18 protein-coding genes are annotated in these 25,927 nt (G+C 46.8%); 8 read left to right on the top strand and 10 right to left on the bottom strand.

Annotation, left to right across the window (positions count from 1 at the left end):
- Window positions 1–10: 10 nt before the first annotated feature.
- Window positions 11–1,114, top strand: a complete 1,104-nt coding sequence (locus QUB63_RS04115; protein WP_332943527.1) for a glycerate kinase — start codon at window positions 11–13, stop codon at window positions 1,112–1,114.
- A gap of 196 nt (window positions 1,115–1,310) precedes the next feature.
- On the opposite strand, the gene QUB63_RS04120 is transcribed toward QUB63_RS04115, so the two are convergent.
- Window positions 1,311–1,676, bottom strand: coding sequence for a hypothetical protein (locus QUB63_RS04120; RefSeq protein WP_332943528.1), 366 nt, complete (start codon window positions 1,674–1,676; stop codon window positions 1,311–1,313).
- Between the two features lie 328 nt (window positions 1,677–2,004).
- On the opposite strand from QUB63_RS04120, the gene QUB63_RS04125 reads away from it, so the two are divergent.
- The gene (locus QUB63_RS04125; RefSeq protein WP_332943529.1) at window positions 2,005–2,532 is read left to right on the top strand and encodes an orange carotenoid protein N-terminal domain-containing protein; all 528 of its coding nucleotides are present in this window, start codon (window positions 2,005–2,007) and stop codon (window positions 2,530–2,532) included.
- A 427-nt stretch (window positions 2,533–2,959) separates the two neighbouring features.
- Here the strand turns inward: QUB63_RS04125 and QUB63_RS04130 are convergent, their stop codons facing one another.
- A complete protein-coding gene (locus tag QUB63_RS04130) occupies window positions 2,960–4,819 on the bottom strand; it encodes a sensor histidine kinase (RefSeq protein WP_332943530.1) in 1,860 nt (619 codons plus the stop codon).
- Window positions 4,820–5,218: 399 nt separating this feature from the next.
- Here QUB63_RS04130 and QUB63_RS04135 point away from each other — a divergent pair, with 399 nt between their 5' ends.
- Window positions 5,219–5,941, top strand: coding sequence for a response regulator transcription factor (locus QUB63_RS04135; protein WP_332943531.1), 723 nt, complete (start codon window positions 5,219–5,221; stop codon window positions 5,939–5,941).
- Window positions 5,942–6,574: 633 nt separating this feature from the next.
- Window positions 6,575–8,227, top strand: a complete 1,653-nt coding sequence (locus tag QUB63_RS04140; protein WP_332943532.1) for an alpha-amylase family glycosyl hydrolase — start codon at window positions 6,575–6,577, stop codon at window positions 8,225–8,227.
- Window positions 8,228–8,626: 399 nt separating this feature from the next.
- On the opposite strand, the gene QUB63_RS04145 is transcribed toward QUB63_RS04140, so the two are convergent.
- Window positions 8,627–11,275, bottom strand: a complete 2,649-nt coding sequence (locus tag QUB63_RS04145; RefSeq protein WP_442921753.1) for an EAL domain-containing protein — start codon at window positions 11,273–11,275, stop codon at window positions 8,627–8,629.
- 321 nt (window positions 11,276–11,596) lie between these two features.
- Window positions 11,597–12,397 carry a DUF2267 domain-containing protein gene (locus tag QUB63_RS04150; RefSeq protein ID WP_332943534.1) on the bottom strand — a complete coding sequence of 267 codons (801 nt, stop codon included), beginning with the start codon at window positions 12,395–12,397 and terminating at the stop codon, window positions 11,597–11,599.
- A gap of 695 nt (window positions 12,398–13,092) precedes the next feature.
- On the opposite strand from QUB63_RS04150, the gene QUB63_RS04155 reads away from it, so the two are divergent.
- Window positions 13,093–13,548 carry a response regulator gene (locus QUB63_RS04155; protein WP_332943535.1) on the top strand — a complete coding sequence of 152 codons (456 nt, stop codon included), beginning with the start codon at window positions 13,093–13,095 and terminating at the stop codon, window positions 13,546–13,548.
- Here the strand turns inward: QUB63_RS04155 and QUB63_RS04160 are convergent.
- The 4 genes from QUB63_RS04160 to QUB63_RS04175 form a co-directional block, all read right to left on the bottom strand.
- Window positions 13,532–13,933: a DUF2294 domain-containing protein gene (locus tag QUB63_RS04160; RefSeq protein WP_332943536.1), complete on the bottom strand. Its 402-nt coding sequence runs from the start codon at window positions 13,931–13,933 to the stop codon at window positions 13,532–13,534. The genes QUB63_RS04155 and QUB63_RS04160 overlap by 17 nt on opposite strands.
- Window positions 13,934–14,121: 188 nt before the next feature.
- Complete coding sequence (locus QUB63_RS04165; protein WP_332943537.1) at window positions 14,122–15,261, bottom strand: RNA-guided endonuclease InsQ/TnpB family protein; 1,140 nt, start codon at window positions 15,259–15,261, stop codon at window positions 14,122–14,124.
- Window positions 15,262–15,641: 380 nt separating this feature from the next.
- The gene (locus QUB63_RS04170) at window positions 15,642–16,022 is read right to left on the bottom strand and encodes a BON domain-containing protein (protein ID WP_332943538.1); all 381 of its coding nucleotides are present in this window, start codon (window positions 16,020–16,022) and stop codon (window positions 15,642–15,644) included.
- A gap of 253 nt (window positions 16,023–16,275) precedes the next feature.
- Complete coding sequence (locus tag QUB63_RS04175) at window positions 16,276–17,931, bottom strand: alpha-amylase family glycosyl hydrolase (RefSeq protein WP_332943539.1); 1,656 nt, start codon at window positions 17,929–17,931, stop codon at window positions 16,276–16,278.
- A gap of 818 nt (window positions 17,932–18,749) precedes the next feature.
- Between QUB63_RS04175 and QUB63_RS04180 the strand changes: the two genes are divergently transcribed.
- Complete coding sequence (locus QUB63_RS04180) at window positions 18,750–18,998, top strand: hypothetical protein (RefSeq protein ID WP_332943540.1); 249 nt, start codon at window positions 18,750–18,752, stop codon at window positions 18,996–18,998.
- Window positions 18,999–19,199: 201 nt separating this feature from the next.
- Here the strand turns inward: QUB63_RS04180 and QUB63_RS04185 are convergent, their stop codons facing one another.
- Both QUB63_RS04185 and QUB63_RS04190 read right to left on the bottom strand, forming a co-directional pair.
- The gene (locus QUB63_RS04185; protein WP_332943541.1) at window positions 19,200–20,024 is read right to left on the bottom strand and encodes a cyanophycinase; all 825 of its coding nucleotides are present in this window, start codon (window positions 20,022–20,024) and stop codon (window positions 19,200–19,202) included.
- A 364-nt stretch (window positions 20,025–20,388) separates the two neighbouring features.
- On the bottom strand, window positions 20,389–20,586 hold the full coding sequence (locus tag QUB63_RS04190) for a hypothetical protein (RefSeq protein ID WP_332943542.1): 198 nt from the start codon (window positions 20,584–20,586) through the stop codon (window positions 20,389–20,391).
- Window positions 20,587–21,015: 429 nt separating this feature from the next.
- Here QUB63_RS04190 and QUB63_RS04195 point away from each other — a divergent pair, with 429 nt between their 5' ends.
- Both QUB63_RS04195 and QUB63_RS04200 read left to right on the top strand, forming a co-directional pair.
- Window positions 21,016–22,926 carry an ATP-binding protein gene (locus tag QUB63_RS04195; protein WP_332943543.1) on the top strand — a complete coding sequence of 637 codons (1,911 nt, stop codon included), beginning with the start codon at window positions 21,016–21,018 and terminating at the stop codon, window positions 22,924–22,926.
- Between the two features lie 406 nt (window positions 22,927–23,332).
- Entirely contained in the window at window positions 23,333–25,420 is a 2,088-nt protein-coding gene (locus QUB63_RS04200; RefSeq protein WP_332943544.1) for a CHASE domain-containing protein, read from the top strand.
- Window positions 25,421–25,927 lie beyond the last annotated feature (507 nt).

The raw sequence follows: 25,927 nt of genomic DNA on the forward strand, positions 1-25,927 counted from the left end.
AAAATCTAAAATGGTTGGCTCGACTGTAACGCCTGTTGAAATTTTACACCGATGGCAAACTGGCGATCGCCCGAGCGCTCCAGATTGCGATCGCCTCGCCTCTTGGGAACTTGCCGATGATGTGCGATCGCGCGCTTTTAACATTAATCCTGACAGTGCAGCCGATGTTGTCCGCCACAAAACCGATTTATTCTTTTCTCTGGTTGACGAACTGCATACTTTCCCGGTAAAGTCTACTGTTTTTCTCGAAACTTTGTGGAATCTTTGGCTGCCGCTGGCAATCCAATTATCGACACAAAAACAAAGTTTAAAGCGTCCTCTCATTCAAGGAATTTTAGGAGGGCAAGGAACGGGAAAAACTACTTTATGCCGAGTTTTGAGGCTGATTCTGGGAAAATTGGGATATTCTACAGTCAGCCTTTCTTTAGACGACCTTTACAAGACTTATGCCGATCGCCAAAAGCTCCAAAAAGCCGACCCGCGTTTAATTTGGCGCGGCCCTCCCGGCACTCACGATATTGACTTGGGAATCTCCGTTTTAGATGAGTTGCGCGCTGCTCAAACTCGCGAATTAGCAGCAGTTGACCGTCCAAAAATAGAAATTCCCCGCTTTGACAAATCAGCCTGGGGAGGTGCGGGAGATAGAAGTCAACCCGAAATTATTTCCGGTGCGGATATTGTACTGTTTGAAGGTTGGTTTGTCGGCGTGAATCCAGTCGCTGATGCCAAATTGAAGGAGTTTTTGGCGGCTGCACCGTTTCCAATTTCCACAGAAGCTGACTGTCAGTTTGCGCGCGATATGAATGGGAAGCTGCACGACTATTTGCCGCTGTGGAACCGATTAGATCGGTTGATGGTTTTGTATCCCCGAGATTACCGCCTTTCTCAAGTGTGGCGCAATCAGGCGGAACGGGAAATGATGGCGGCGGGGAAGTCGGGAATGTCAGAGGACGAAATTAATCGGTTTGTCGAATATTTCTGGAAAGCGCTGCATCCTGAGTTATTTATTCAGTCGATGCTTGAGGGCGATCGCGTGGATTTGGTAGTCGAAATTTTGGGCGATCGCGCGATCGGCCAAATCTGTCGGGCGATCGACCTAAAACCAAGCCTTTAGCGACACTTAAATGTTCGCAGGTATAAACTTAACGTTATACCCACAGTCCGGCAGGGGTTAAAACCCCTGCCTCAGAGCTGCAAGTCCTCTGAAGAGGACTGATGAATTCTTCAGTCCTCTTCAGAGGACTTGAGCTATTAGCCAGGGACTTCAGTCCCTGGCGGTCTTTTCGCTCACTCAATTGAGCATTTCTAAATTAGCTGCCGGGAGTACCCATTTCAATGGCTTTTTGCACCAAATCGTCAGTAACATTACCCGGTGCACCTGCGGGGTTAACTTCCTTAGCCATCGACCGAAAATCATCGGGATTGCCCTGTGCATCTGCCGGCATTGGGATTTCTTTAGCAGCGGGAATCTCAAATTTAGGTGCAGTTGCAGCGGCGGCGGCTTCGGCGCCGGCACTCGTGCGATCGATTTCACTAACGCTGAATTCTTTTGAAGCTTCGTAGTCTGCAGATACATCAACCGTCGGCAACTTTTGTTCTCCAGCTTCCACGCTTTCAGTTATCTGAGCAGCGTCAAATGTTTGAGTGTTATCTAATTCTGTATTTATTTCCGACATCGCCGACTCCTTGCTACTTTTATTTAACAATTCAATATATTTATCCTTACTTAAATCCCAGGCTTTTTCATCTACCCGCAGATGTATCGCTGGCTTCTATCTCAAGGATGATTTATTCTAGGGTGGCGGCTCAGCATTACACCGGTTTACGAAAATAATGCAACTGTATGCAAGCTCCAAACCCATACATACTAAGTCCTTCCCTCTTTTTTCATCTAAAATCTCAAATCTCAAATCTAAAATCGCATTACCTCTGGGGGATGGTGACTTGTACTGACAAATGTTGATATTTATATATTCGGGAAGCATTTTTTAAGGAATTTTATTTATGAACTCACCCGCCGCGACCAATTCTCACGCTCTTTCCAACGACACTCAAAACATGGTTGAAAAAATCAACGGGTTGGGTACAGATGAAAAACTGGCGCTGCTCTACTTTGTTTATGAAAAAATGGGAGACTCAATTACACCAGCCGCTCCCGCCGCCGCCGAACCAGAATTAGCTCCGGTGCTGCTGAATGATTTTTACAACCTTTCCCACGACCAACAACTAAATATCATGCGAGGTATTGTCAACCGATCCGACACGCCTTATTCTCACGCTTACGGAGCTTTAACTGCTAACAATCAGTTGTTGGTTTGGTATGCTTGGGCTATTGGTATGGGGGAAAGAATTGTCGATATCCCCGAAGGATATGAGGCAACTGAGGCTGTGAATGGCGTGTTGAGTCAAATTGAAGGTCTTGAGTTTGAACAGCAAATTTCGGTGCTGCGCGATGTAGCTAATAATATGGGCTACACCGATGTTAAACCAATTGCTACTCAGGCCGAAGTTGGGAAAACTTCTAGTCTTTAGAAAATAAGACGGGGCGGTTGAAACCGCTCCTGTTGGTAGTGCGCCCGAAAGTCCGCTCTCATGCGGAGGACTCTAGTCCGCACGCGCGATCGAATTTGATTGTGGTTAATCGATAGGATACGATATAATTAGCGGGCATGAGTAAACCTCCGAAATGTCCGCAGGTTTGTATGCTAACTCCGGTTTTAATCTTTGCTAAATTGCTCCTGGATGCAGAACCTAATTATGTAGTATGTTCGCAGCATCGGACTTTAGTCCTCAGTTTTTATGAGGACTAAAGTCCTCACTACGAACCAATTTTATTGTGGTGGTTCGAGGGAATATGATATGAAGTGACGAAGGAGTGCGATCGCGAACTATTCTTCCTTCTTCCTTCTTCCTGATGACTGACAACTAATGACTAATGACTAATGACTAATGACTTCTTCTATGGCTTTTTAGGGTGAATTTTTCGAGGAATTTCGATCGCAAATCTCGAACCTTTTTTGGGTTGACTTTCGACTGCAATTGTGCCGTTCATCATCTTGACTAACGAGGCACTAATCGCTAGTCCTAAACCGGTGCCTGGATATGGGCGGGTTGTGCTTTGGTCGGCTTGATGGAATTTGTCGAAAATGTGGGGCAGCTCGGTTTCACAGATGCCGATTCCTGTATCCCGAACGGCGATCGTTAGCCGATCGCACTTTAATTCCCCCACCTCAATGCAAATGCTGCCCTGATGCGTGAATTTAACCGCGTTGGAAATCAGATTGACCAAAACTTGCCGCAGGCGCAACTTGTCATTAACTATAAACCGATCCTGCAAGCACGCGCTGACGGACATTGCCACATTCTTGTCGGCGGCTTGATTTCCGAATTCCAGGGCGGCCTCCATTACTAACTGGGCTAAATCAAATTCTTCAGTTTCTAATTCTGTGCGGCCGCTCTCGATTTTGGAGAGATCGAGGATATCGTTAATCAGCACTAGCAGGTTTTTGCCGTTATTTAAAATCCGCCCCACCATGTCTGTTTGATGGGCACTCAGCAGTGGTTTGTGCTGGCGCAGCAGCAATTGGGAAAAGCCGATAATCGCATTCATGGGAGTTCGCAATTCGTGGGAAATGGTGGCCAAAAATTGCGATTTTAACTTTGCTGCTTCTAGCAGTTGCAATTTTTGCTGTTGAATGCGCCGGGCCTGATTTTCCAGTTCTTCCTGCTGGCGAATTAGCAGCTCGTTTTGCAACTCTAAAAGCTGTTCCTGCTTTTTTAATTTTTCCATCGCCCGGGCCCTGTTAATCGCGATCGCAGCTTGTTTTCCCATCACCGCCAGCAGTTGCACAGATCCCGGGTCAATGGCCGTGCTGTCTTGGACGTTGCCGATCGCCAAAACGCCCAAACGCCCCGTATCCCCCGACTCGATCGCCGCAGCACAGGCCGCCGCCGGCACCGAGCCGCCCGACTCACAGCGCCACAGTTGAGACTCTCCCGTCGCAAACGCCCTCAGCAGCAGCTTGTCTTGTACGTGCGGGGTTTGGCCTTTCTCAAAGTTTGACGCGCCCCCGACTGCGCTGAGTTTGAGGCCGCTGCAATCGCACTCCGGGAGCGCCACCAGGCAAAATTCAGCTCCGGCGAGCGCCTCTACAGTCGCGTCCGCGATCGCTTGCAACAATTCGCACAAGTTACCCGCGCGCTGGCTCAACAGATTTGTAAACCGCTCGATCGCCTGCAACTCCTGCCCAGCATCCGTTACCGCCCTGGCTTCGCACATATTTTGGGAGCGGAAGTTAGCTTCAGAGCGCGCCAAGGAGCGTAAAAATTCGGGTTCGGCTGCGGGAGCGCCTTGAGTTTGTGGGAGCGCCTCTATATCTGTGTAGGTTCCCACCCACTCCAAAACTTCTTGAGAGTCTGCGTTGGCGGGCGTTCCTCTGGCGAGATTCCAGCGGTAAGCGCCCTCTCGCGTGCACAGACGAAATTTTATTTCGTAACTTTGGGGCGGGAGATCGTTCGTGCGCGATCGCGCCAACAGCAGAGCGCGGTCTTCTGGGTGGACGCGCGCCAGATACCCGAAACCCAAACCTGCGGCTGCTGGTACCCCCGTGTACTCCTCCCAGCGCTGCCCTAAATAAGTCGCCCAGCCGCCGGCATTTACTTTCCAAACTATGTGAGGACTTGCCGACCACAGGCGATCGTCCTGAGTTTCGCGATCGCAAACTTGCCGTTGGGGGGAGGCTATTTCTGATGCCTTGTATAGTATTTCGCCGTCGGAAAAGTCCGAGCGAAAAGAGTTATTGCCGTGATAGTGAGTCATAACTGGTTTTATAAATAAGCATCCAACTTGAGCCCTAACACCGGCTAAAGACTCGTGCTGCTAGCTTTATTGATTTTGACTGCCAATGTGCATCAAAAGTTTTTATACTTTAAATTTATCTCGGTAGTGATATGTTTACCTCTATCAAGGGGCGGACAATGGCATAATTCAGTTACACTGTGAAAACATCTTCGAGCTTACCTGTCCCGATCGGGCTCGTGCAGGCGATCGCCGCCAAATAACTTGACAATTAACTTGCAATCTTGGTGGCTGCATGAGTATGCTGGAAAAAGATGTGCGGGCTGTCAAACCCTAAATCAGGACACATTCTCAAATTTACTCAGCTTGGCTGAGTCACTTGACGATATTTTAAAAGTTTAGCGGACTATTGGAAGAAAGATGAGTAAAATTCGCGTTGCTTTGATAGAAGACCACGACCTGACAAGAGTCGGCATCCGCACAGCTTTACAACAGCGTGACACTATAGAAGTTGTCGGCGATGCCGCTAATGCCACAGACGGATTGAAACTGCTTCAGTCTTCAAAACCTGACGTGGCCATCGTAGACATTGGCTTGCCTGATTTTGACGGCATTGAACTGACACAAAAGTTTAAAAAATCGATGGTAGCGGAGTCCGATCCGGATACCAAAATTTTGATTTTGACTTTTCAGGACAACGAAGAAGAAGTTTTAGCAGCTTTTGCCGCCGGAGCTGACTCTTACTGCATGAAAGATATCAGCTTCGATCAGTTGTTGGATGTAGTAAAAGTAACTCACGAAGGTAACTCTTGGATCGATCCGGCGATCGCCCGCATCGTCCTGAAACAAGCTCGCACAAAGGAATCGGCGCCGGAAGAACCGAAGGCTGAGGGCAAAAGAGTCACAATTAAGGCTGCCGAACCCGAGTTCAGTCACATCATTGAAACTTACCCTTTAACCGAGCGGGAATTAGAAGTTTTGGAACTGATCGTGCAGGGTTACAGCAATGCGGCTATCGCCGAAAAGCTTTACATTACTGTCGGTACAGTCAAGACTCACGTCCGCAATATTTTGAACAAGCTGTGTGCTGACGATCGCACTCAGGCGGCCGTTCTCGCCCTCCGTTCTGGCTTGGTTGGATAAAGCGTCATTAGAAGGCAAAAGCAAGTTAAAAGTAGGGTGCGCACTGCGCACCTTACGGCCAAAAATGTAGGGTGCAACCTCAGCACCGGCAGACTAATTCTTGCCGCTCGTGTAGGGTGTTATAAGAGCGCACAGACCGACTAATTCTTGCCGCTCATGTAGGGTGCGAATTGGACACCGGCAGCCGAATAATTTCAAGTTTAAAAAAGCTGTATTTTAACTCCGCATCTATCCCAGTGCAGATATTTAAAATAAGGTTTTTATAAGTAAATACACCTTAAGATAGATACCGAAGAATCCTCACGCTCCTAATACTTATGGTTGAGCAATAACAAGTTAGATATAGCAACCGCGCGGGACGTTGAGAACGTTCTTAATTGCTCAAACCCTTGGTTTTCTTCGTTCTTCCGACTTCCATTTCTCGAATTCCTTCTGCGATAAATTCCGATCGCAGTGCCGATATGGCGCGATATCAATTCATAAAATGCGGAAGTCTCGCCCAGATACCCATACTTTTAGGAATAGGTAAACAGTTAAAGAACTTATATCCGCAGAGTGATGCCTGAGTTCGCTTAAATTTGCGAGATTATTAAAAGTATCAACTGCTACTGAAATATCCTAAAAAGAGGTATTATGAGCGCTCCAATTGAATTCAAGTTATTTGCTCCCTACAACAAAGGAGCTGCCTTGATAGGGTGTTTTTCTAATTGGGAAGAAATCCCGATGGAAAAAGACGAAGAAGGTTATTTTCGCACGCGAGTTGAGTTGGAGGATGGTGTTTATCAATACAAATTCCGCGTTCAGTCGAAAAGCTGGTTTCTAGAAGCAGATCAGTGGGTAGAGGTGGTCGATCCCTACGCCACTGACATCGACGATCCCACTCAAAACGGCGTGGTTCGGATCAAAGATGGCGATCGCATTGTCGATACCTACGTGTGGCAGCACGACGACAAACCGCTGCCGGCCGATCGGGAATTAGTGATTTACGAAATGCACGTTGCCGACTTTTCCGGCGGCGAAGCCGATCCCCTCGCCCGCGGCAAGTACAAGCACGTCGTCGAAAAACTCGATTACCTAGTCGAACTCGGCATCAACGCGATCGAACTCATGCCCCTCAAAGAATACCCAGGCGACTACAGTTGGGGCTACAACCCCCGCTACTTCTTCGCTGCCGAGTCCAGCTACGGCACCACCGAAGAACTCAAAAACCTGATAGACGAGTGTCACGGCCGCGGCATTCGCGTCATCATCGACGGGATTTACAACCACTCAGAAGCATCGAGCCCCCTCACTCAAATCGATCACGATTATTGGTATCACCACGAACCCCGCGATCCCGACAACAATTGGGGCCCGGAATTTAACTACGAATTCTACGACGAAAACTTAGGAACTTTCCCCGCACGCAGATTTGCTGGCGATACAGTCCGCTTCTGGATTCAAGAATATCATCTCGACGGCATTCGTTTCGACGCGGCGCGACAAATTGCCAACTACGATTTCATGCACTGGGTAGTTCAAGAAGCCAAAAATGCCGCCGGCCCCAAACCGTTTTACACCGTTGCCGAATACATTCCCGACAATCCCAGCATCACGAATCTAGACGGGCCGATGGACGGCTGCTGGCACGACAGTTTCTATCACTGCATCATTCCACAACTCTGCGGCGACTTTTTTGATTTAGAACAGCTCAAAGATGTGATTGACTGCAAGCGGCAAGGTTACTTGGGTGCTACGAATGTAGTGAATTATCTGAGCAATCACGACCACGATCGCCTTTTTGCCGAATTGGGTTCGCGCGGGATTTTGGATGAAGCAGCATTCAAGCGAGCGAAGTTGGGAACGGCGGTATTAATGACAGCAGTTGGCGTGCCGCTGATTTGGATGGGCGAAGAATTTGGCGAATACAAAGCCAAAACGATCGAGCAAGCTAAAATTGACTGGACGCTGCTAGGAAATGATATGAATAAAGGTTTGTGGGAATACTACAAAGGCTTGATTCACCTGCGCAAAAATAACCAAGCACTTTACACAGAAAACATCGAGTTTTTCCACGAAGACCCCGAGTCGAAAGTTTTTGCTTACACTCGCTGGAACGATGAAGGTTCGAGAGTTGTAGTAGTTGCGAATTGGTCGGAAAATTATCTAGCAGGTTACAGCGTTCCCCACTTCCCGGCTAATGGAACTTGGCACGAATGGACGGGGAATTATGATGTGGAATCTGGCGATGACAATATTATGATTGACTTGCCGGAATACGAAGCAAAAGTGTTTGTCTGGCAGTAATATCAAATCAGGTGACATCAGAATTATACCCCAATACGCTTGGGTTAAAACTGTTTATTCCTCGGAGATCCCCCTCGCCATTGGTGTCAACAATCGCCTAAAACCTTTGATAAATCTCGCTTATAGCCTCTTGCCCGATCCCCCTCGCATACCCCCTACTCGACCCCTACTCCCCTGGTTGTTGGGGAGTAGGGGTTGACGAAAGAGAAGACTCTTGTCCCACCCCCTACTCCCCTTGGTTCGGGCGGCGCCGGGGGGATCGGGCAAGAGGCTATAAGCGTATTGAATTATACCGCGCATCGCTTGCGAACCGTCATCGCGAGCGGGACGGCAAGAAGTGCAAACGGAAATGATATCACAAGTCAAAACCGAAGCTCTTTTTTTTCCGCTTTCTGCTGGTTAATTTAAACTACCTATTTTACCCGATCGATTTTCTAGGCACAATTGGGTGGCCGCCGCCGCCGGTACTGGTTTGCTAAAGAAGTAACCCTGACCCATCTCGCACTGAAGAGACTGCAAAAATGCCAACTGTTCTCCTGTTTCCACTCCCTCAGCAATCACCTGTAAATTCAAGCCCTGTCCCAGGGCGATCGCCACTTTCACAATCGTAGCACCGCTGCTGCCGTTGAGCAAATCTGCCACGAAGGATTTGTCTATTTTTAAATTATTGAGCGGCAAGTTTTTTAGAGACCACAGCGAAGAATAACCGGTACCAAAATCGTCCAGAGAAATGTGAATTCCCATTTGCTGCAACTGATGCAGTACCGATACGGTAAAATTCACATCTGTCATGGCAACTGTTTCGGTAATTTCTATTTCTAAATACTCTGGATTTAACTCGGTTTCTGACAAAATTTCAGCGATGGTTTGTACCGTGTTAGCTTGCAAAAACTGGCGGGCTGATAAATTCACAGCTACCCGCACCGGCGGCAATCCCAATAACTGCCACGCTCGATTTTGCAAGCAAGCAGTCCGCAGCACCCATTCGTCAATTTGGCAGATTAATCCTGTTTCCTCAGCTAAGGGAATAAATCGATCGGGAGCAATCAAGCCGCGTGAGGGATGCTGCCAGCGAATCAGAGCTTCCATGCCGACTATTTTGCCAGTATTTAAGTTTATTTGCGGTTGATAGTGCAGCACAAACTCAGATTTTTTCAGAGCTTTGTAAAGATGATTTTCTAATTTAAGTTCCTCGGAGACTTGATTGCCGATCGCCCGCGTGTAAAACTGATAATTATTGCGACCTTTCTGTTTAGCTTTGTACATCGCAGCATCAGCATTTTTCAGCAAAGTTTCTGCGTCTTCTCCGTCGTAAGGAGCCAAAGCAATTCCCAAGCTAGCCTTAGTATAAAGTTCCAGACCGTCAAAATCAAAAGGAGTGCTTAAACTCTGGATAATTCGCTGACAAATCTTAGTTGCGTCCTCAGGGCTGTTGATATTGTGCAGCAGCAAAGTAAATTCATCGCCGCCCCAACGGGCGATCGAATCCCCCACGCGCAAACAGTTACTCAAACGCCGAGATACACCTTGCAGCAACAAATCGCCCACTGGGTGGCCGAGAGTATCGTTGACATTTTTAAATCTGTCCAAATCTAGAAATATCACCGCCAGCATTTCTGCGTTTTGGTGAGCGTTAGCTAAAGCTAAAGACAGCCTTTCATTAAACAGCAATCTATTCGCTAAACCTGTTAATTGGTCGTGAGAAGCTTGATGTCGGATCATCGCCTCGACGCGCCTCTGCATTGCAGCCATGTACAGGTGAGTTCCTAAAGATTTGGCCAGCTTCTGTTCGTCGCTGCTCCACTTTTGAGCTTCGCTGATTTTGATTTCTTTCCAAGCAGCAAAGGACTGTCGGGGACGATCGCTCCGGGCGTCGGAACTGCAACGGCCCGCCCACAAAATTTCGGTTTCTACGGCGGCGCGAAAAACGGTGAGACAGCCGATGCACTGTTGGCGGTATTGCAGCGGTACTGCCAAAAATGACCGAATGTCAGCTTCGAGAAAATTTGCCGATAAAGATTTGAGTTGAGGTTCTTTAGAAATATCGGAAATCGCGTACAAGTGCGGGACAATCAAATTAGAAATATTTGTATCAATTGAACTGTAACGCTCGGAATAGAGATTTTGAAAAATACCTAATTGGCTGGTATTATCGGCAGTTTTTCCTTGCTCGTCTTGGTCGGCAAACCCCATGATCCGCTGCCAAAACTCGCTGGCTTCCAGGTTGCCGTCCGGGGGCTGCTGGCCGCAGGTATAAAGTTTAGCCGGCCGATCGCCAAATTCGGCTGCTATGTACAACCGCCCTCCCGAACCGCGCAAATGCTTGACAGTTTGTTCGAGAACTGCTTGCCGAATTTCGTTTAGTTCCAGAGGAGAGTGCAGCAAGCTGCTAATTTGGTTGACAACGGCTTCGTCGCGCGCTTGCGCTCTAGCTTGAGTGAGCAGAAAAGATTGGGCGATCGCAATTGAAAGCTGATCCACAAGCAATTGCACCATGTTCAATTCTCGATCGCTAAACCGTTTCGATTGGCTGTGGTGAGACACCAACAGCCCCCAAAGCTGATTTTGATGCAAAATCGGCACCGCCAGAGAAGAACGCGCCCCCATAGCCTTTAGATATTCAATGTGACAGGGGTCTACAGGACAATAGCGAATATCTTCAACTGCTAAAGTTTTGCCGGTTTCGGGACAATCTAACCGATTAATTGTTTGATGCTGCAATCCCACATCTACAATCACTCGCTGCCGCGCTTTGACAAACATTTCGCGGGCACTATGGGGAATGTCGCCTGCTGGAAAGCGCAAACCCAGCAGAGATGGTAAGTTGTCCCCGTCGAGCGACTCAGCAATCACCTCGCCGCTACCGTCGGTATCAAACCGATAAACTTTTACCCGATCGCTTCCTAAAAAGCTGCGGATTTCTCGCGCCGTTGTCGTCAAAATCTCTTGCAGTTCTAAAGAGTTGCGAATGCGATTGGTAATTCGATTGAGTAAAATCTCTTGTTCTAAAGTCGATCTTGACATTTGTCTAACTTTTCGGCGGGCCATCCCTTTTGATCTCCAGGGCTGTTGACAGCATTTTTGCGAGCCACTGTGTTAACTCGCCCTGTACTATAGATTACAACAATTTGGCTGCGTCTGGGGGATTTACCCAACCGGGGGCGAGAAACCCTGTTTTTAGGAATATTTCTGGTTTTCCCACAAATTTTGTGTAGCAACCCGGTTTCTCAAAAGACTTTTATGCGGACTCGCATTCCCAACGATCGAACGAATACAGAAACCGGGTCGATCGGACAAGCTTCTAACTTAGAGCGCAGAATGCTGGTTCGTCAACCCGGATTGTAAGTATTTATACTCGGAAATATCCCGTTAAGCCGACTCCCAAATTTCCCGAATTCTGTCCGGCAAAAAGCCCGCTATTTCCTGAATTCGCTCCTGGGACAACTCATCCTTTGTTGCCGAAAATACAGCGGCGATCGCAGTTTCCGGTTTGACTCCCGAAGGAAGTGAGCCTTCTAGTTCCACCCTCCGTGCAAACAAATTGCCATCGATCCCCACAGGTGCAGGCCCGCGCAAAGGCTGACGCACCCGGCTGAGCAATCCTACCAGCGGATTCGTATCTTTCCAGAGCTCGGCTATTTCTGTTTGCAGGGTTTTGTCGTCCGTCGGTAAAACTTCTTTGTGCAATTCAGATTCCACGCGATCGATGGCTTCTGTTGTCATCAAATCGCGCATGATCCGGTAGACCACTTCAGTAATGTCCCGGGCATCAAAAATATCCTCCATGTTACCGTTTACCATCACTTTTTCCAAAAACGGCATATCCTTAGAGGCGATCGGAACTGCTGACCCTTCTTGGTGGAGGGACTTAGGAGGATTCGTCTCCATTTTCTGCAACAGTTTGCGGCCTTTTTCGGTTAAATCAGCTTCTTGAAATGCCACTAAAGGCGGCAATAACTCAGCGCCTCCGTAAGGCTCCCCGCTAAACTGGGCTTTGATAAATTCCCTTTGGTTGAGGTAGTCCAAGTGACCGAGCAGTTCCGCTTCGGCTACCTCGCGACCGACATATTCTTCGGCTGCATTTCTAATTTCCGACTCTCCCCCGCTGTTTCCGCTGCCAATCTTTTTGAGCAAAATGTAAGTCAGGTCGTCTCTGATTGCAATTGTCATCCAAACCTCCTAGGTTAATATCCGGTAAAACTCAAGTAAAAACTGATTTTTTTACTGGCTCAAACTGTGATAATTACTACTTAAAAACATTGAAGTCTAAACTAGAGCAACAAGTATCCCTCAGCAGGTGGAAGTTGTGAAATTTAAGTGTCAGCGACACTCTTCCTTTAGGTAGATTCACTTAGGGGAACAGGAGTCTACTGTTGGTAGTATCCTGAAAAGCAGCCGCCACTCTTCAAAGCAAAAATTAAGGTACGATGGTTTATTAGCAAGATTTTTCCTAGTTAGATCCTCTTGTTGTCAAGGCTGACGCAACCGTAGGGCTTCATTCAGTTGACAGTTGACAGTTGACAGTTGACAGTTGACAGTTAAGAGCGACCTCTACCTGGAAGTCCGAGGATTGGAGTAATAAATAGTCGGATTTTAATTTCTCCCTACAAGGCTTGGGGCCTTAAACCAATTCTTTCTGGTAAGTTGGCAATTGGCGCGGGGATCAGTAAAATTATGGAGATGCGATAGCATAGATCGACTGGTGCAGTCTTTGCCCGAACTTGCAGCAATATTGTACAATCGGGCTAGACCAAAGACTGGCCATCTCAGAGCTACAAATACGAGCCAATCTGTTTCAAGTGCCGGAGCGCCACTTGAAGAATGCCTCGGGGACAACTATTTCGATCGGTTTTCGATCTGAATTTATGAACTACCCTAATTGGAATCAGAATTTGGAATCTTCTTTAAATAGCGGTCAAGCCACACTTGACAAGCGTCCTTTAGTTTTGGCTGTAGACGACAATCACGACAACTTAGAGCTGCTGACGCAAATACTCGATTTATTCGGCTGCGAGTGCGTGGGAGCCGTTGACGGGTACAGTGCTCTTTCGGCTGCAGCCGATCGACTTCCCGAGCTAATCGTACTCGACATTTGCCTGCCCGATATAGACGGTATAGAATTAGTCAAGCGCATCAAACAAAAGCCCGAGCTCAGAGATATTCCGATTGTAGCTGTCACAGCACTAGCAAAAACAGAAGACCGCGATCGAATTCTCCAAGTCGGCTGCATTGCATACCTTTCCAAACCTTTTAACATCAAGGATTTAGAAAAAATTATCCGCCACCACCTCAACCATCAGCCGCTTATGGTTGAGTTTTAGACTTAGAACTCGCATCGCGAACTTTAGGTGCAGACTCCAAAATTGCGATCGTTCCGGTGCGGCCCGTCTCCAAAGTCGCATCGCTGAGCAAATCAGTCACGGCCACACCCAAAACCTCTTTGATTAACTCTTTCAGTGGCAATTCCAGAACTGACTCTAATTGCGATCGCACCTGAGAAGCCAAATCTTCCTGACCGTTCTGAGCCAAAAGTTTTTCTGGTTGAGTAATCGCATTTTCGATTACAATTATCAATTTATTATCCAAAATATTGCAGAGCGCCTGACTCGTTTGGTGTCCGAGTACAGAGCGGTACAAAGCTTGAATAGCTTGCGCAAGACTGCGTTCTAATTTGCCGCGAGTAGGTACTAAATTTTCCCCGGTCATATTTTTTAGGTACAGCAAGATAACTCAAAAAAAACAGTTAACTCTTAAGCCTTAACTGTGACAGCAGATTCCACGTTTATTAAGTACACCGTTCTGTGAAACCTACTCAAACCTACTCATAGTAGATTTGATGTTCTCGAACTGCTTCCACCAAGGGAGTCAGCTCCTTCTTGTCCACAGGCGTAACTTCAGACCGAACTGGTCTTACCAGAGAATGAATAATGAGCCAAGTTAATCGCGGCATTTAAGTCACGATTAATAATTGCACTGCAATGTTGACAATGAAAAACTCGTTCTTTCAGGGGCATTGACTGAATATTGCCACAATTTGAACAAGTTTTTGATGACGGATACCAACGGTCAACTAATTCAACTGTCGTGCCGTACATAACAGATTTATATTCCAACTCACGACGAAATTCATAAAAGCCACAATCTGAAATGGCAGCCGCTAATTTATGGTTGGCTATCATCCCACTTACGTTCAAATTTTCGATGCGAATGTGGGCATATTTTTGGCTAATTTCTGTCGTAGTTTTCTGCAAGAAGTCTCGACGTTGATTGGCAGTATTCCCATAAATTTTGGCGATTCTACGATAATGCTTGTGGGCATTATTGGATGCTTTCACACCCAATTTTCTATTACCCAATTGCTTGTTTCTATTTCTCCACTGTTCTTTACTCAGCTTGGTTTTCGCTGTGGTGAGCGGACGGGGAGATTCGTAATAATTGCCATCGGAAAGAGTAGCAAAAGTTGACACACCCAAGTCAATACCTACCGTTTTCACAACGGGGTGAAACAAAGGTGGAATCTTTTGAGCTTTGATAGCGAAGGAAACAAACCATTTATCTGCGGTGCGCGAGACGGTAAATGTCTGCGCCATACAAGGAAACCCGATAGCTTCTTTCAGTCTAAAAGTCCCTAATGTGGGAATTTTAATTGACTTTTGCGGTTTGAGTAAAATCGAATGATTCCAGTCAGCCGCATCCACCGTAAAAGAGTCGCCATCTTTTTTCCTTTTAAACTTTGGGAACTCTCCTAGCCCTTTAAAGTATCGGGATAGTGCTTCAGCAAAATGCCGGAATGTGGTTTTATACACTCGGGAAGATAGAGTATTAGTCCATTTATATTCTGGCCTTTTTTTGATGTGGTTGGTAAAAACTCGTTCAATCGCCGCCACTTTTTTACTACTAGCGCCTTGGATATCTTTAACTCCTTGGTAAAGAGATAGGGCGTAGTTATAGCAAAATCTGGCATAACCAGAATGTCTTGCCATCAAGGTACGTTCTTTATTATTAAGTTTTAGTTCTCGCTTGATGGCGTACATAGCTGATTAAAATTTGTGAGCGATTTCTTTAAGTTCGGCTGCTTCCGAAGGGGGCTTACTTGCTCATTTAGCCATCAAGTGCGGACTTAATGAGCAATTTTAGTAAGGTTTAGGTAAGTTTTTGTGAACTGTTCTTACCCCTCAGTCCGGCAGGGACTTAAGTCCCTGCCTCAAAGCTTAAGTCCTCGCTATGAGGACTGAGAAGAACACTTTTAAACTCATTAGTCCTCATAGCGAGGACTTTAGCTATAAGAGGGGGACTTAAGTCCCTGGCGGGCTTGCGGAATGACAGCTTAAGTTGACACCACCAAAGGCACGGCGCCGTGTCCCTACCTCTACTCGCGAACAAGCGCAAAAGTGCTGTACAAAGAACCGTCGCCCTAGCCAACAGTAACTTGATTGGTTTCCACCCCAGTTGCACCATTAACGCTTTTAGCAATTGTCACCAACGTGCTGACAATTTCCTGACTGGGAACCGTACCTTTGAGAACCACCGTACTACCGTGTTGAGCCACATAAACAGTCTCAATGTCCGCCACATCAGGATTTGCATCGAAAGCCTGAGCCACCCGTTTAGCTAAACCGCTTTGATCGTATTCTCCATTCAATCCCATGCGTTCCGGCGGGATTGTCTGAGCGCTCGCAGCAGCAGGTTGAGCTTGAGCTTGAGATTGAGCTACAGGTGCTTGGTAAGCAGGAGCGTCAACAGTTTCTTGATTTTCAAGTTTTTCTAAACCAAACAGTCTTTTTAGCCAGCCCATAGAGTTTGTCCTCCCACAAAGTTTGTGTTAATTGACAGTTGGCACAGCGCCGTGCAATTCTTATTCTCAATACCGGGAATTGCGATCGCACTCCAGCACCGAGAAACCGGATTTTTCTACAAAAAACTATCGTTCCAACCATCCGCCCGTTAGAAAAACCCGGTTTCTTGAGTTTTGTGCGCCCGTCATAAATACAATTTAAGGTTGTACAACTTCGCCGGTCATCTGCCTGGAGACATAAATTCTCCGGCTCTCAAACAAATATCTGAGCTGACCATTCCGGCAAATCAAACTTAAAGCCTTCTTCCCCAACTTCTACAATTTTGTTGTACATCGACTCGTGCCAAGTTCCCGTATCGGGAAAGTTAGGAATCCAGTAACCGGATAGATAAGTATCCGAAAAATTTGCCACCACAACGGCTCGCGTGCCCTCATCGCTCCAGCGGTAGTAAGCGAGCACTTTAGCTTCGGGATTTTCGTGGATGAATTCAATATTTTCGGTGTAAAGTGCCGGAAAATTTGTCCGCAGCAGAATGAGGTGTTTGTAGTATTTCAACAAATCATGATTCTGCCGATTGTTCAACAAAGACCATTGCAGTGGATTCGGCTGGTTGGGAGTTTGGCGAGTGGATTGTCCGAACTCTTCGCCCATCCACAGCATCGGTATTCCTACTGCTGTTACTAACAACACCGCTGCCAATTTAGCGCGCTTAAAAGCTGCTTCTGGGTCAAGATTTTCAAAGCTTGATTCTGCCAGCAAGTGGTTGCGGTCGTGACTGGCTAAATAATTGATAACATTAGTTGCGTTTTGATACCCTTGTTGTGTGGCATCGAGAACTTGCTTGAGCTTGGCGATATCGAAACTATTCCCTGCGAGATTTTCGAGGGCAAAAATGCGAAAACTTTCGCGCCAGCAGCCGTCCATCGGCCCGTCTGCTGCCACGAGTTCGGGAAGTTCGGGAATGTGTTCTGCAATGTTGTAAAATGGCTTGTCGCCGGCGGTTTTTCTCGCTTCGGCAGTTATCCAGTGCAGGAAATCTCTATTTTCCAACTGCCGCACTGCGTCGTAGCGAATGCCGTCGATATGATATTCAAGAATCCAGAAATTAACGACATCGCCGATGAATTTCCAAGCGGGACGAATGCCGAGTTTGCCGTCGAAGTTTTCGTAGTTAAACTCGGGGCCCCAGTAGTTAGCGGGGTCGTCGGGATAGTGTTTGTCGCTGTAGTACCAATAATTGCGATCGATTAGCAATAAGGGACATTCTTCGTCGCAGTGGTTGTAAATGCCATCCAGGAGCACTCGGATGCCCCGTCCGTGGCACTCGTCAATCAATTGCTTCAAATCTGCGGTTGTACCGTAGCTGGACTCTACAGCGAAGAAATCGCGGACTTTGTAGCCCCAGCTATAATCGCCCGGATATTCATTAACTGGCATTAGTTCGATCGCATTTATCCCCAAATCGCCCAGATAATCTAATTTCTCGATAACCTGCTGAAACTTACTGCCGCTATCGGAGTCATCGGCGCCGGAAAAATCAGCCGCGTGCAGTTCGTAAATAACTAATTCTTCATTCTCGGGGAGTTCTGTGTCGTCGTGTTCCCATACATAAGTATCAATAATTCGTTCTCCGGCTTTGATGCGAATTTTACTTGTACGAGCCGTGCTGTCAATCTCAGTAGCGTAGGGGTCATTGACTTCTACCCATTCGTCCGGTTCAAAACAGGGACTTTGCGACTGAACTCGGAACTTATATTGATAAATACCGTCTGCTAGCTGAATTTGAGTGCGGAAAAAACCTCTCTCATCTTTTTCTAAGGGAATTTCTTCCCATTGGGAAAAGGAGCCGAGCAGTGTAGCTGCTTTGTTGTTGGGAGCGAAGAGTTTGAATTCAATTGCAGCGGCCATGAATACCTTGTGCGCAGAACTTATAACTGTGATTAGTATTGATTTTTACAATTTTGCAAATCTGCCGCCATCGTTCTTAAGAGTTAAACCAGTAACTATGATTTTGTCACGTGTTCCGCGCGCACCCTACTCAAATCCTTTGTCTCTCTCGTTTGCATCAAGCGTCTCGCTCCCCCCTAGCCCCCCTTCCCAAGGGGGGGACAAGAGTGTTTCCGATCCCCCCCTTGGGAAGGGGGGTTAGGGGGGATCGAGGGCCTAATTGAGTAAGGTGTGCACTGCGCACCCGGAGGCCAGATTTCAATCAAAAATGTAGTTAAAGTAACAAAAAGTTATTAAGCGCTGTTTATGAAAAGTAATTTAACTTTTGATAAGTAGATAAATCGTGATAAAAATTTAAAATTTGTAACTAAAGGAACATTTTTTAGCTGACAGAGCTAATACCGTAGAAAGATGTCTTTTTAGGCGGAAAGGGGGAGGATCAGCTTGTAATCATAAGACAAGGAAAACCAGAAAAATGAATCCTTCATTCAACTGGATTTGGGCGCGATCGACTTTAAGTCAAGTTTGAGCCGAGAAGAGCAACGATTATTTTTGCTTATACCTTGACCGCCCTTGTTTTATAGTCTTTCACTGGCCTGCTTTGCAGAGCCCAAATCTGCTTAAACGACTGCTGCTACCTCAGTAATTGGTAATCGGTGAAAATCTCATCCGTCCCTGTTACCTGTTAGATATTCCGAGCAGCGGCTAGGATGGCTCTAAAAGTTTAATTTGGGATGTTGGCGAATTACCGTTACTGTAAAAACTCTGGAGTGTTAAAAATGCTAAAACAAATGTGTTGGTTGCCCAGATTGGGAGGCAATGGAGAAAAGATATTGCACTTGCGCACCGAAGCCCGTCAAGCGTGGCGGCCTTATACAGCTTTTCCGCAGTTCGCTGCCTCCGACTACCGAGAACCGGACGGTTCTAAGGGATGGTCAACTTTTCAGAAGCTGACAACTCAAGGGTGGAATTTAATATCGACTGAAGAAGGGCAGCAGTCGTTTTTTGACCAACAGAAAAGTGCTTAAAAAGACAGAAACCGCAGCAAAAAAAGAAGAGGTAAAATCCTCTTCTTTTTATTAGTGTCTTGGACGAAGTATCAGGGTTTTTTTAACCCTGATATCGTGTCCGATCGATTACCATAACAAAAAGGAACGCACGTGCGGACTTAAGTCCGCTCTCATGCTGCGGACTTAAGTCCGCACGTGCGGACGGCGCGAGATCCCTTTCTATGCTGCAATTGCTACCTTATCCAACACCGGCTGGCGAGTTTTCAAATTAAACCGATATCCGTGGGGGAGGATGTGCAACTTCGCCCCGCAAATCGCCAAAGCCTCATCCTTCAAAAGTCCATCGATATTGTCGTGGAGTTTTTCCGACTCGTCGATGACAGTTACAGCGCCTTCGCCAATGACTTCAACCTCGTCACCGCTGACTAAAATAGCTGTATTTTCGTCAATCCCAAATCCCAAGACTGCTGGTTGCAGCAACAGTGCCGAAACTAAGCGTCCCAGACGGCCTCGCTGGGCGAAATGCTGGTCGATCACAACTCCCGGCAGGAAACCCATTCCCGGGCCCATTGCTACCACATCAACGCGGGGATTTGTCTCGGAGTCTCCTTCAATAATCATCATGTCTGGCATCATCGCCGCGCCGGCACTGGTGCCGCCAACGATCGCCCCTTCCGAGTAGCGTTTGTGCATAGCTGCGTCGAGTTTGGTGTCTTTCAAGCAGCTAATAATCCGCGCTTGGTCACCGCCGGTAAAGAATATGCCAGTCGCTTGTTCTATCGCTTCTAAATAATCTGGATTCCTGGCATCTTCGGGTTTCTGGGTGTCAACAACTCGCACGTCTTCAGCGCCGAGCCGCTCAAACACTCTGATGTAATTATCTCCTACTTCTCCCGGCAGACTTGTCGCAGCCGTCATCACTACAATGCGGGCTTTAGTGCCTCCGGCGCACCGCAAGAATTCCCGCAGAATTTTGCAGTCCCCTTCTTTGTCTTCGGCGCCGCCAATAATTAGCAACTTTCCCTGATTTTCGCTGCTAGCCATATTATCTCCACTTTTAATTCCTTATATTTCAATAAACCATAATCTTTTTTTTCCCGAAAACTGCCAAAAGGTAGAGATTGATACAGAAAGTTTTATTACTTTTATCTTTCCTGGACTCACAAAACTCAAGGGTTCCGGGTTTTTTTTTACTCTTGCCCCGGGCTGTAACGATGTTTTTGGTAAAAAAAAACGAACCCCTCCTGACACATAAAGGAGGGATCAAAAAATGAGTTTACATTACAGTCCTAGACGCGCGCGGGGTCATCAACCGGGTTTCTGACTGGAGTCTTCGCCGATCCTCCTGTTAGTTTCTCCGAGAAACCGGGCTGATGAGCGCAAGTCCTAAATTAGCCCGATCGCCAGTTTAGTGCGATCGCTCGATCAAATTGCTCAATACTGTACGCGCCCGTTCCAAAGGCAGGTGTCGGGGTTTGCCGTTCCAGACAATCTGATACTCGTTGCTGTGTTGACCGTCGCCGTAGCCTGAAATCAGCTTCCGGTGAAATGCTTCCTCAGCTAATTGGTGAACTTGATCCCTGAGAGCAGTTTGTGCGATTTTCATAATTTGCTGCCTCTTAAATCCTTTTTTCCAGTCATAGCCAATTTTAGTTGGCCATGTACCTCTCAAAAGTTATAGCTTTTTTTCCGTAAAGGGCAAGAAAGTAGTCATGAGTAATTTCGTCCTCAGTCATTAGTTATTATTAATTATTAGTCATTAGTACCTAGTCATTAGTCAGGTGTTGAAGGAAGATTTTGCTCCTCTCCCTCTCTTTACCCTGAGCGAAGCCGAAGGGCCCTCCCCATCTCCCCATCTTTACCCTGAGCGAAGCCGAAGGGCCCTCCCCCTCTCTCCCTCTCTCCCCCTCTCCCCCTCTTTACCCTGAGCGAAGCCGAAGGGCCCTCCCCCTCTGCAATATCTATGCCTGCAGGTAGTATCCCATGCACCGACAAGAGAGTTACTGTCAAAAGTTAGCTAAAAGGAGGTTAGAAAATGCTGCAAGAAAAAAGCACCGAGACAGCCCGCGTCAATGCTCGAAAAACCGATGTTTTTGATGTTTTCAACTTCAAACACTATATGGGGCCAAACCCTTATTTAGAAACAGCGGCTTTAGTTTTCGATTTTGCGGTGCCGGGCGATCGCGAACCAAAGCCGATCGCACATTACCATGAAATTATCGGCGATCGCTACCCGCAACTGCTGCACGAAACTTTCTCGAACCACGCCCAACTGTTCGGCCGTACCGCATCAGAAGTAGCAAAACTCGACATGGGTTTGCACTTCCAACACTGGAACGTCAAGCCGTTTTCTCACTTTAGCAGAATCAGCATAGAAGCACTTCACGCCCGCAGCGCCAGAGCCGTAGTTTACGCTGTTTGGGATTGGTTTGAAGCCATCAATCAAAATCAAGATTTCCCCTTAGAAGCACAAATCGGCACGCTGCAAAATATGTTCCGGCAGTCTGTTTACGGAGGCCCGACAGTTTATTCATTAATGCGATCGGCATCCCAAAAAGGCATTCCCGCATTTTATTTGTGGGACGAAGGATTGATGCAATACGGTTACGGCAAAAAACTGGTGCGCGGCTCTGCGACTACCTTTGATTCCGACAGCCATTTAGACTCAGATTTTACCACGCGCAAAGACGATTGTAAAGCTTTTCTCGCTACCTTAGGATTTCCAGTTCCCAAAGGCGATATCGTCTCCACAGAAAACGGAGCTCTGGCAGTTGCGAGAGAAATTGGCTACCCAGTTGCTATCAAACCAGTAGTCGGTCATAAAGGCATTGGCGTCACCGCAGATGTGCGAGATGCAGAGGAATTGCAGGCGGCTTTTAAAAGAGCAGTTAACGCAATTCCCGAAACAGAAGCGGTGCGAGTAATTGTGGAAAACAGCATCAAAGGAGCGGATTTTAGGCTGCTGTGCGTTGACGGCAAGTTTGTTTCTGCAACTGAACGCCGGCCCGCTTGGGTAACAGGGGACGGCGAATCAACAATTCGCGAATTGATCCGCCGCGAAAACCGCAAACCCGAACGTTTGGACACGCCAACTTCGGCCCTGAGCAAAATTCAGTCCGACGAAGCGATGGAAATGTATCTGGAAGAACAAGGGCTGTCATTGGATAGCGTCCTGGAGCGCGATCGCACTGTGTCTCTGCGCAAAGTCGCCAATCTTTCCGCAGGCGGCGTCAGCATCGACGCTACCCGCAATATTCACCCGGATAACATTGTTTTGGCTCAAGATATTGCCCTGCATTTTCGGTTAACTTGCTTGGGGATTGATGTGGTAACAGAAACTCTCGCCAAATCTTGGAAAACCGGCAATTTTGGGATTCTCGAAATCAATGCCGCGCCGGGAATTTTTATGCACCTCAACCCGGCTGTCGGAGAAGGAGTTGATGTGCCTTCGCATATTATCGAAACTTTCTTTGACTCAGGAAAATCAGCCAGAATTCCGATTATTACTTTCAACCGAATTTCGGTTCACGAACTGCAAGAAACAATCGACCACATTCTATTGCAGCATCCGGATTGGACGATCGGTGCTGTTTGTCGCGCTGGACTTTTTGTCAACCGTTCTGAAAAAGTTTTGCATAAGAATTACAATCTTAACGTGCAAACTTTGCTGCGGAATCCCAAGCTCGATTTGTTGATTGCTGAATATCCCGAAGATGTTTTGGAAGCTGAGGGAATGTTTTATCGGGGCAGCAATATGGTGGTGCTGGACAATCCCGGGGAAACTGAGATGATTTTGGTCAGAGAAAGCACTGATGAGGATACTGTTGTGGTGAGGGAAGGAAATAGTATTTCTATTCGCCGCCAGGGGTTGATCGAACAGTACAGTCTGGAGGATGGGGAACCGTTTACGCGGGTTTATTTGAAGGAAATCGGGACGGTTTTGTAAGCTGCGCCTTGCTACTTGGGTAAGGTGTGCATTGCGCACCAGAAAGTTAACTTTCTGGTGCGCAATGCTACTTAGGTAGGGTGCGCCACCAGCACCAAAAAATTAACAGTTAAGTGCAAATTGCTACTAGGATAAGGTGCGCCACCAGCACCAAAAAATTAACAATTAAGTGCGAATTGGTACTTGGGCAAGGTGCGCATTGCGCACCCTACTTGGGTAAGGTCATTGCGCACCCTGTCGTTACCACACCCATATTTTCGCAGAAACCGGCTTTCTGAAGATAAATTCATAATTCGTGCGATCTTAAGTTTTGACACAATCTTGTTTCTGGGCTGTGGCTCGTGTTATTAAGGAATTTCACAAGTCTTTAAACGAATCGCACTCCGGTGCCAGAAGCTGTGGGAATATGAATGTTGCGAGCAATTGGTTTAATTCGCTGACGAAAAGTTTACTGTCGCACCGTCGCTACATTCCAGCAGCGCTGACTCTTTGCATCGGTACGGGCTTGTCATTGGCAGCCGCGGCCGTTGTTTGGCATTGGGAAAACCAGCGCCTGGAAGCTGAATTTCATCAGCAAGCCGATCGCCTGAATGCGGCATTACAGCAAAGTATCAACAAAAACTTAGATTTTCTGTACTCAATTCAAGCATTCTACAGCGCATCTACTGAAGTTAGCAGACAAGATTTTAAGCAGTTCGTTCAACCTGCACTTTCGAGAAATTCTGCTATCCATTCTGTTAACTGGATTCGGCGCGTGCCTGCTGCCCAAAAATCAGCTTGCGAAGCGGCAATTCGAGCCGAAGGTTTTCCGGCATTTCAAATTTACGAGCGAGATGCTGACAAAAAGCCAGTTAAAGCAAAAGCGCGATCGGAATATTTTCCAGTTGCCTACAGAGAAGCACTAGAAGAAGATAACAAAGTGCTCGGTTTTGATGTTGCCTCCAGCCCCGATCGCAAAGCAGCTTTAAAGAAGTCGGTGAATACCGGGAAAATAGCTGCTTCCGGGCGGATTAGATTAGTCAGCAACGATCGACCGGGATTGCAAGTATTTCTGCCATTACTGGGCCGCACAACGAATGGCGATAACTCGGTCAACGACCGCGAAAACCTAATCGGAGTTATTGCGGGTGTGTTTCAGATCGCCAGTACGGTCGATTTCTCTTTAGAATCGCTGAATTTAGACAACATAAATTTTTATCTCTACGACAACTCCGCGGAGGGGAAAGAACGCTTTCTGGTGCGCTACGACTCGCAAGCCAAGCAGTTGATAGATAACCCAAAACAGGAAAAGCCGGAGTTAACTAATCTCCGGGGGCAAATCTGTCAAAATCCTAGTGCTTGCACTCGCCTATCTAACGTAGCAGACCGCCAGTGGATGCTGTTAGTTTTGCCCGGGAATGGGTACAATAATCTCAGGACGCATCAGGGTTCGCTGTCAATTTGTGCGATCGGGCTTTTGATGACTGGCAGCTTGACGATTTACCTGTTGATGTCTCTAGAACGTACCGCAAAAGTAGAACAGCAAGTGCGCGATCGCACAATTCAACTAAAAGAGCGCACCGCCGAACTAGAAACGGCACTGAAAAATTTGCAGTCAGCTCAACTTAAACTAATCCAAACTGAAAAAATGTCCAGCTTGGGGCAGTTGGTGGCTGGAGTAGCCCACGAAATTAACAATCCTGTCAACTTCATCTCTGGCAACCTGATCCATACAGGCGAATATACTCTAAACTTGCTGGAACTTGTCGAAATATACCAGCAGCAATATCCGAACCCAACGCCAGAAGTGCAAGCAAAACTAAAAGAGATCGATTTGGAGTTTATCAGTGAAGACTTGCCTAAAATCCTAAAATCTATGAATGCAGGAGCCGAGCGCATCCGCCAAATCGTGCTTTCTCTGCGGAATTTTTCGCGCTTGGACGAAGCAGAAATGAAGTCTGTGAACATCCACGAAGGCATTGACAGCACCTTGATGATTTTGGATAGTCGGCTGAAAGCTAACGGTGATTTTCCCGGCATTAAAATCATTAAAGAATACGGATCTTTGCCCTTGGTGGAATGCTGGGCAGGACAATTAAATCAGGTATTTATGAATGTTTTAAGCAATGCTATTGATGTTTTATATGACGAAACTAATAAAGATTTAACTAGGAAATCTCCCTCAGATTCTGGTTTTTTACCTGCGATTCGGATTCGCACTGAACTTTTAAGTTATAATTGTGTATCCGTGCGAATCGCTGACAACGCAGCGGGCATGACGGAGAATGTCAAAAAACATTTGTTTGAGCCGTTTTTTACTACCAAGCCTGTAGGTAAAGGTACTGGATTGGGATTGTCTATCAGCTATCAAATAGTGCAAAAACATCAAGGTTCGCTCAGGTGCGTATCGGCTCCGGGGGAGGGAGCTGAATTCTGGATTGAGGTGCCGGTGCGGCAACAGTCCGAGCAATCTGTTTCTCAGGTTTCACCTGGGGTAAATGTCATACCATTTTAGATTTGAGATTTGAGATTTTAGATTTGAGATTTGGGAATGACTTAGGATCGCGAATTAAATAATTTACACTCTTGAAAGTGGGATGGGCGTCCCGCCCGTCTATAAGGGACGGGCGGGACGCCCATCCCACAAGAACAATAAAAATTGTAAGTTATTTAATTCTCATTCCTTAGTGTCTAATGGTTTAGATATCCTGTACAGTTGCATTATCTCAGTTTTGCCTTTGCAGTGCTGTCCTCGCTCCCGAGCTGTACAATACTCGGGAGCGACGACAGCACTGTTAAAAAATACTTTTTGTATTCATTGAGATGCTCTGGTTAGAGTTATTAGCAAGCACATCCTAATTTACATTTAAATATTACCGAAAACAAATATCTGGGATTTTACCCGCCGGGACAATTTATAATTGTCGTAAGGCCTGATTACCAATTACTAATTACCAGAAAGAATTGGATTAAAGCCCGCCCGCTTGAGCGGGAGAAATTAAAAGCAGACTATTCATTACTC

This window comes from Microcoleus sp. ARI1-B5, from assembly GCF_036705795.1.
Lineage (GTDB): Bacteria > Cyanobacteriota > Cyanobacteriia > Cyanobacteriales > Microcoleaceae > Microcoleus.

Excerpts from the sequence above, each read along its gene's own strand:
- QUB63_RS04115 (WP_332943527.1), top strand. The coding sequence starts at position 11 with ATGGTTGGCTCGACTGTAACGCCTGTTGAAATTTTACACCGATGGCAA.
- QUB63_RS04120 (WP_332943528.1), bottom strand. The coding sequence starts at position 1,676 with ATGTCGGAAATAAATACAGAATTAGATAACACTCAAACATTTGACGCT.
- QUB63_RS04125 (WP_332943529.1), top strand. The coding sequence starts at position 2,005 with ATGAACTCACCCGCCGCGACCAATTCTCACGCTCTTTCCAACGACACT.
- QUB63_RS04130 (WP_332943530.1), bottom strand. The coding sequence starts at position 4,819 with ATGACTCACTATCACGGCAATAACTCTTTTCGCTCGGACTTTTCCGAC.
- QUB63_RS04135 (WP_332943531.1), top strand. The coding sequence starts at position 5,219 with ATGAGTAAAATTCGCGTTGCTTTGATAGAAGACCACGACCTGACAAGA.
- QUB63_RS04140 (WP_332943532.1), top strand. The coding sequence starts at position 6,575 with ATGAGCGCTCCAATTGAATTCAAGTTATTTGCTCCCTACAACAAAGGA.
- QUB63_RS04145 (WP_442921753.1), bottom strand. The coding sequence starts at position 11,275 with ATGGCCCGCCGAAAAGTTAGACAAATGTCAAGATCGACTTTAGAACAA.
- QUB63_RS04150 (WP_332943534.1), bottom strand. The coding sequence starts at position 12,397 with ATGACAATTGCAATCAGAGACGACCTGACTTACATTTTGCTCAAAAAG.
- QUB63_RS04155 (WP_332943535.1), top strand. The coding sequence starts at position 13,093 with ATGAACTACCCTAATTGGAATCAGAATTTGGAATCTTCTTTAAATAGC.
- QUB63_RS04160 (WP_332943536.1), bottom strand. The coding sequence starts at position 13,933 with ATGACCGGGGAAAATTTAGTACCTACTCGCGGCAAATTAGAACGCAGT.
- QUB63_RS04165 (WP_332943537.1), bottom strand. The coding sequence starts at position 15,261 with ATGTACGCCATCAAGCGAGAACTAAAACTTAATAATAAAGAACGTACC.
- QUB63_RS04170 (WP_332943538.1), bottom strand. The coding sequence starts at position 16,022 with ATGGGCTGGCTAAAAAGACTGTTTGGTTTAGAAAAACTTGAAAATCAA.
- QUB63_RS04175 (WP_332943539.1), bottom strand. The coding sequence starts at position 17,931 with ATGGCCGCTGCAATTGAATTCAAACTCTTCGCTCCCAACAACAAAGCA.
- QUB63_RS04180 (WP_332943540.1), top strand. The coding sequence starts at position 18,750 with ATGCTAAAACAAATGTGTTGGTTGCCCAGATTGGGAGGCAATGGAGAA.
- QUB63_RS04185 (WP_332943541.1), bottom strand. The coding sequence starts at position 20,024 with ATGGCTAGCAGCGAAAATCAGGGAAAGTTGCTAATTATTGGCGGCGCC.
- QUB63_RS04190 (WP_332943542.1), bottom strand. The coding sequence starts at position 20,586 with ATGAAAATCGCACAAACTGCTCTCAGGGATCAAGTTCACCAATTAGCT.
- QUB63_RS04195 (WP_332943543.1), top strand. The coding sequence starts at position 21,016 with ATGCTGCAAGAAAAAAGCACCGAGACAGCCCGCGTCAATGCTCGAAAA.
- QUB63_RS04200 (WP_332943544.1), top strand. The coding sequence starts at position 23,333 with ATGAATGTTGCGAGCAATTGGTTTAATTCGCTGACGAAAAGTTTACTG.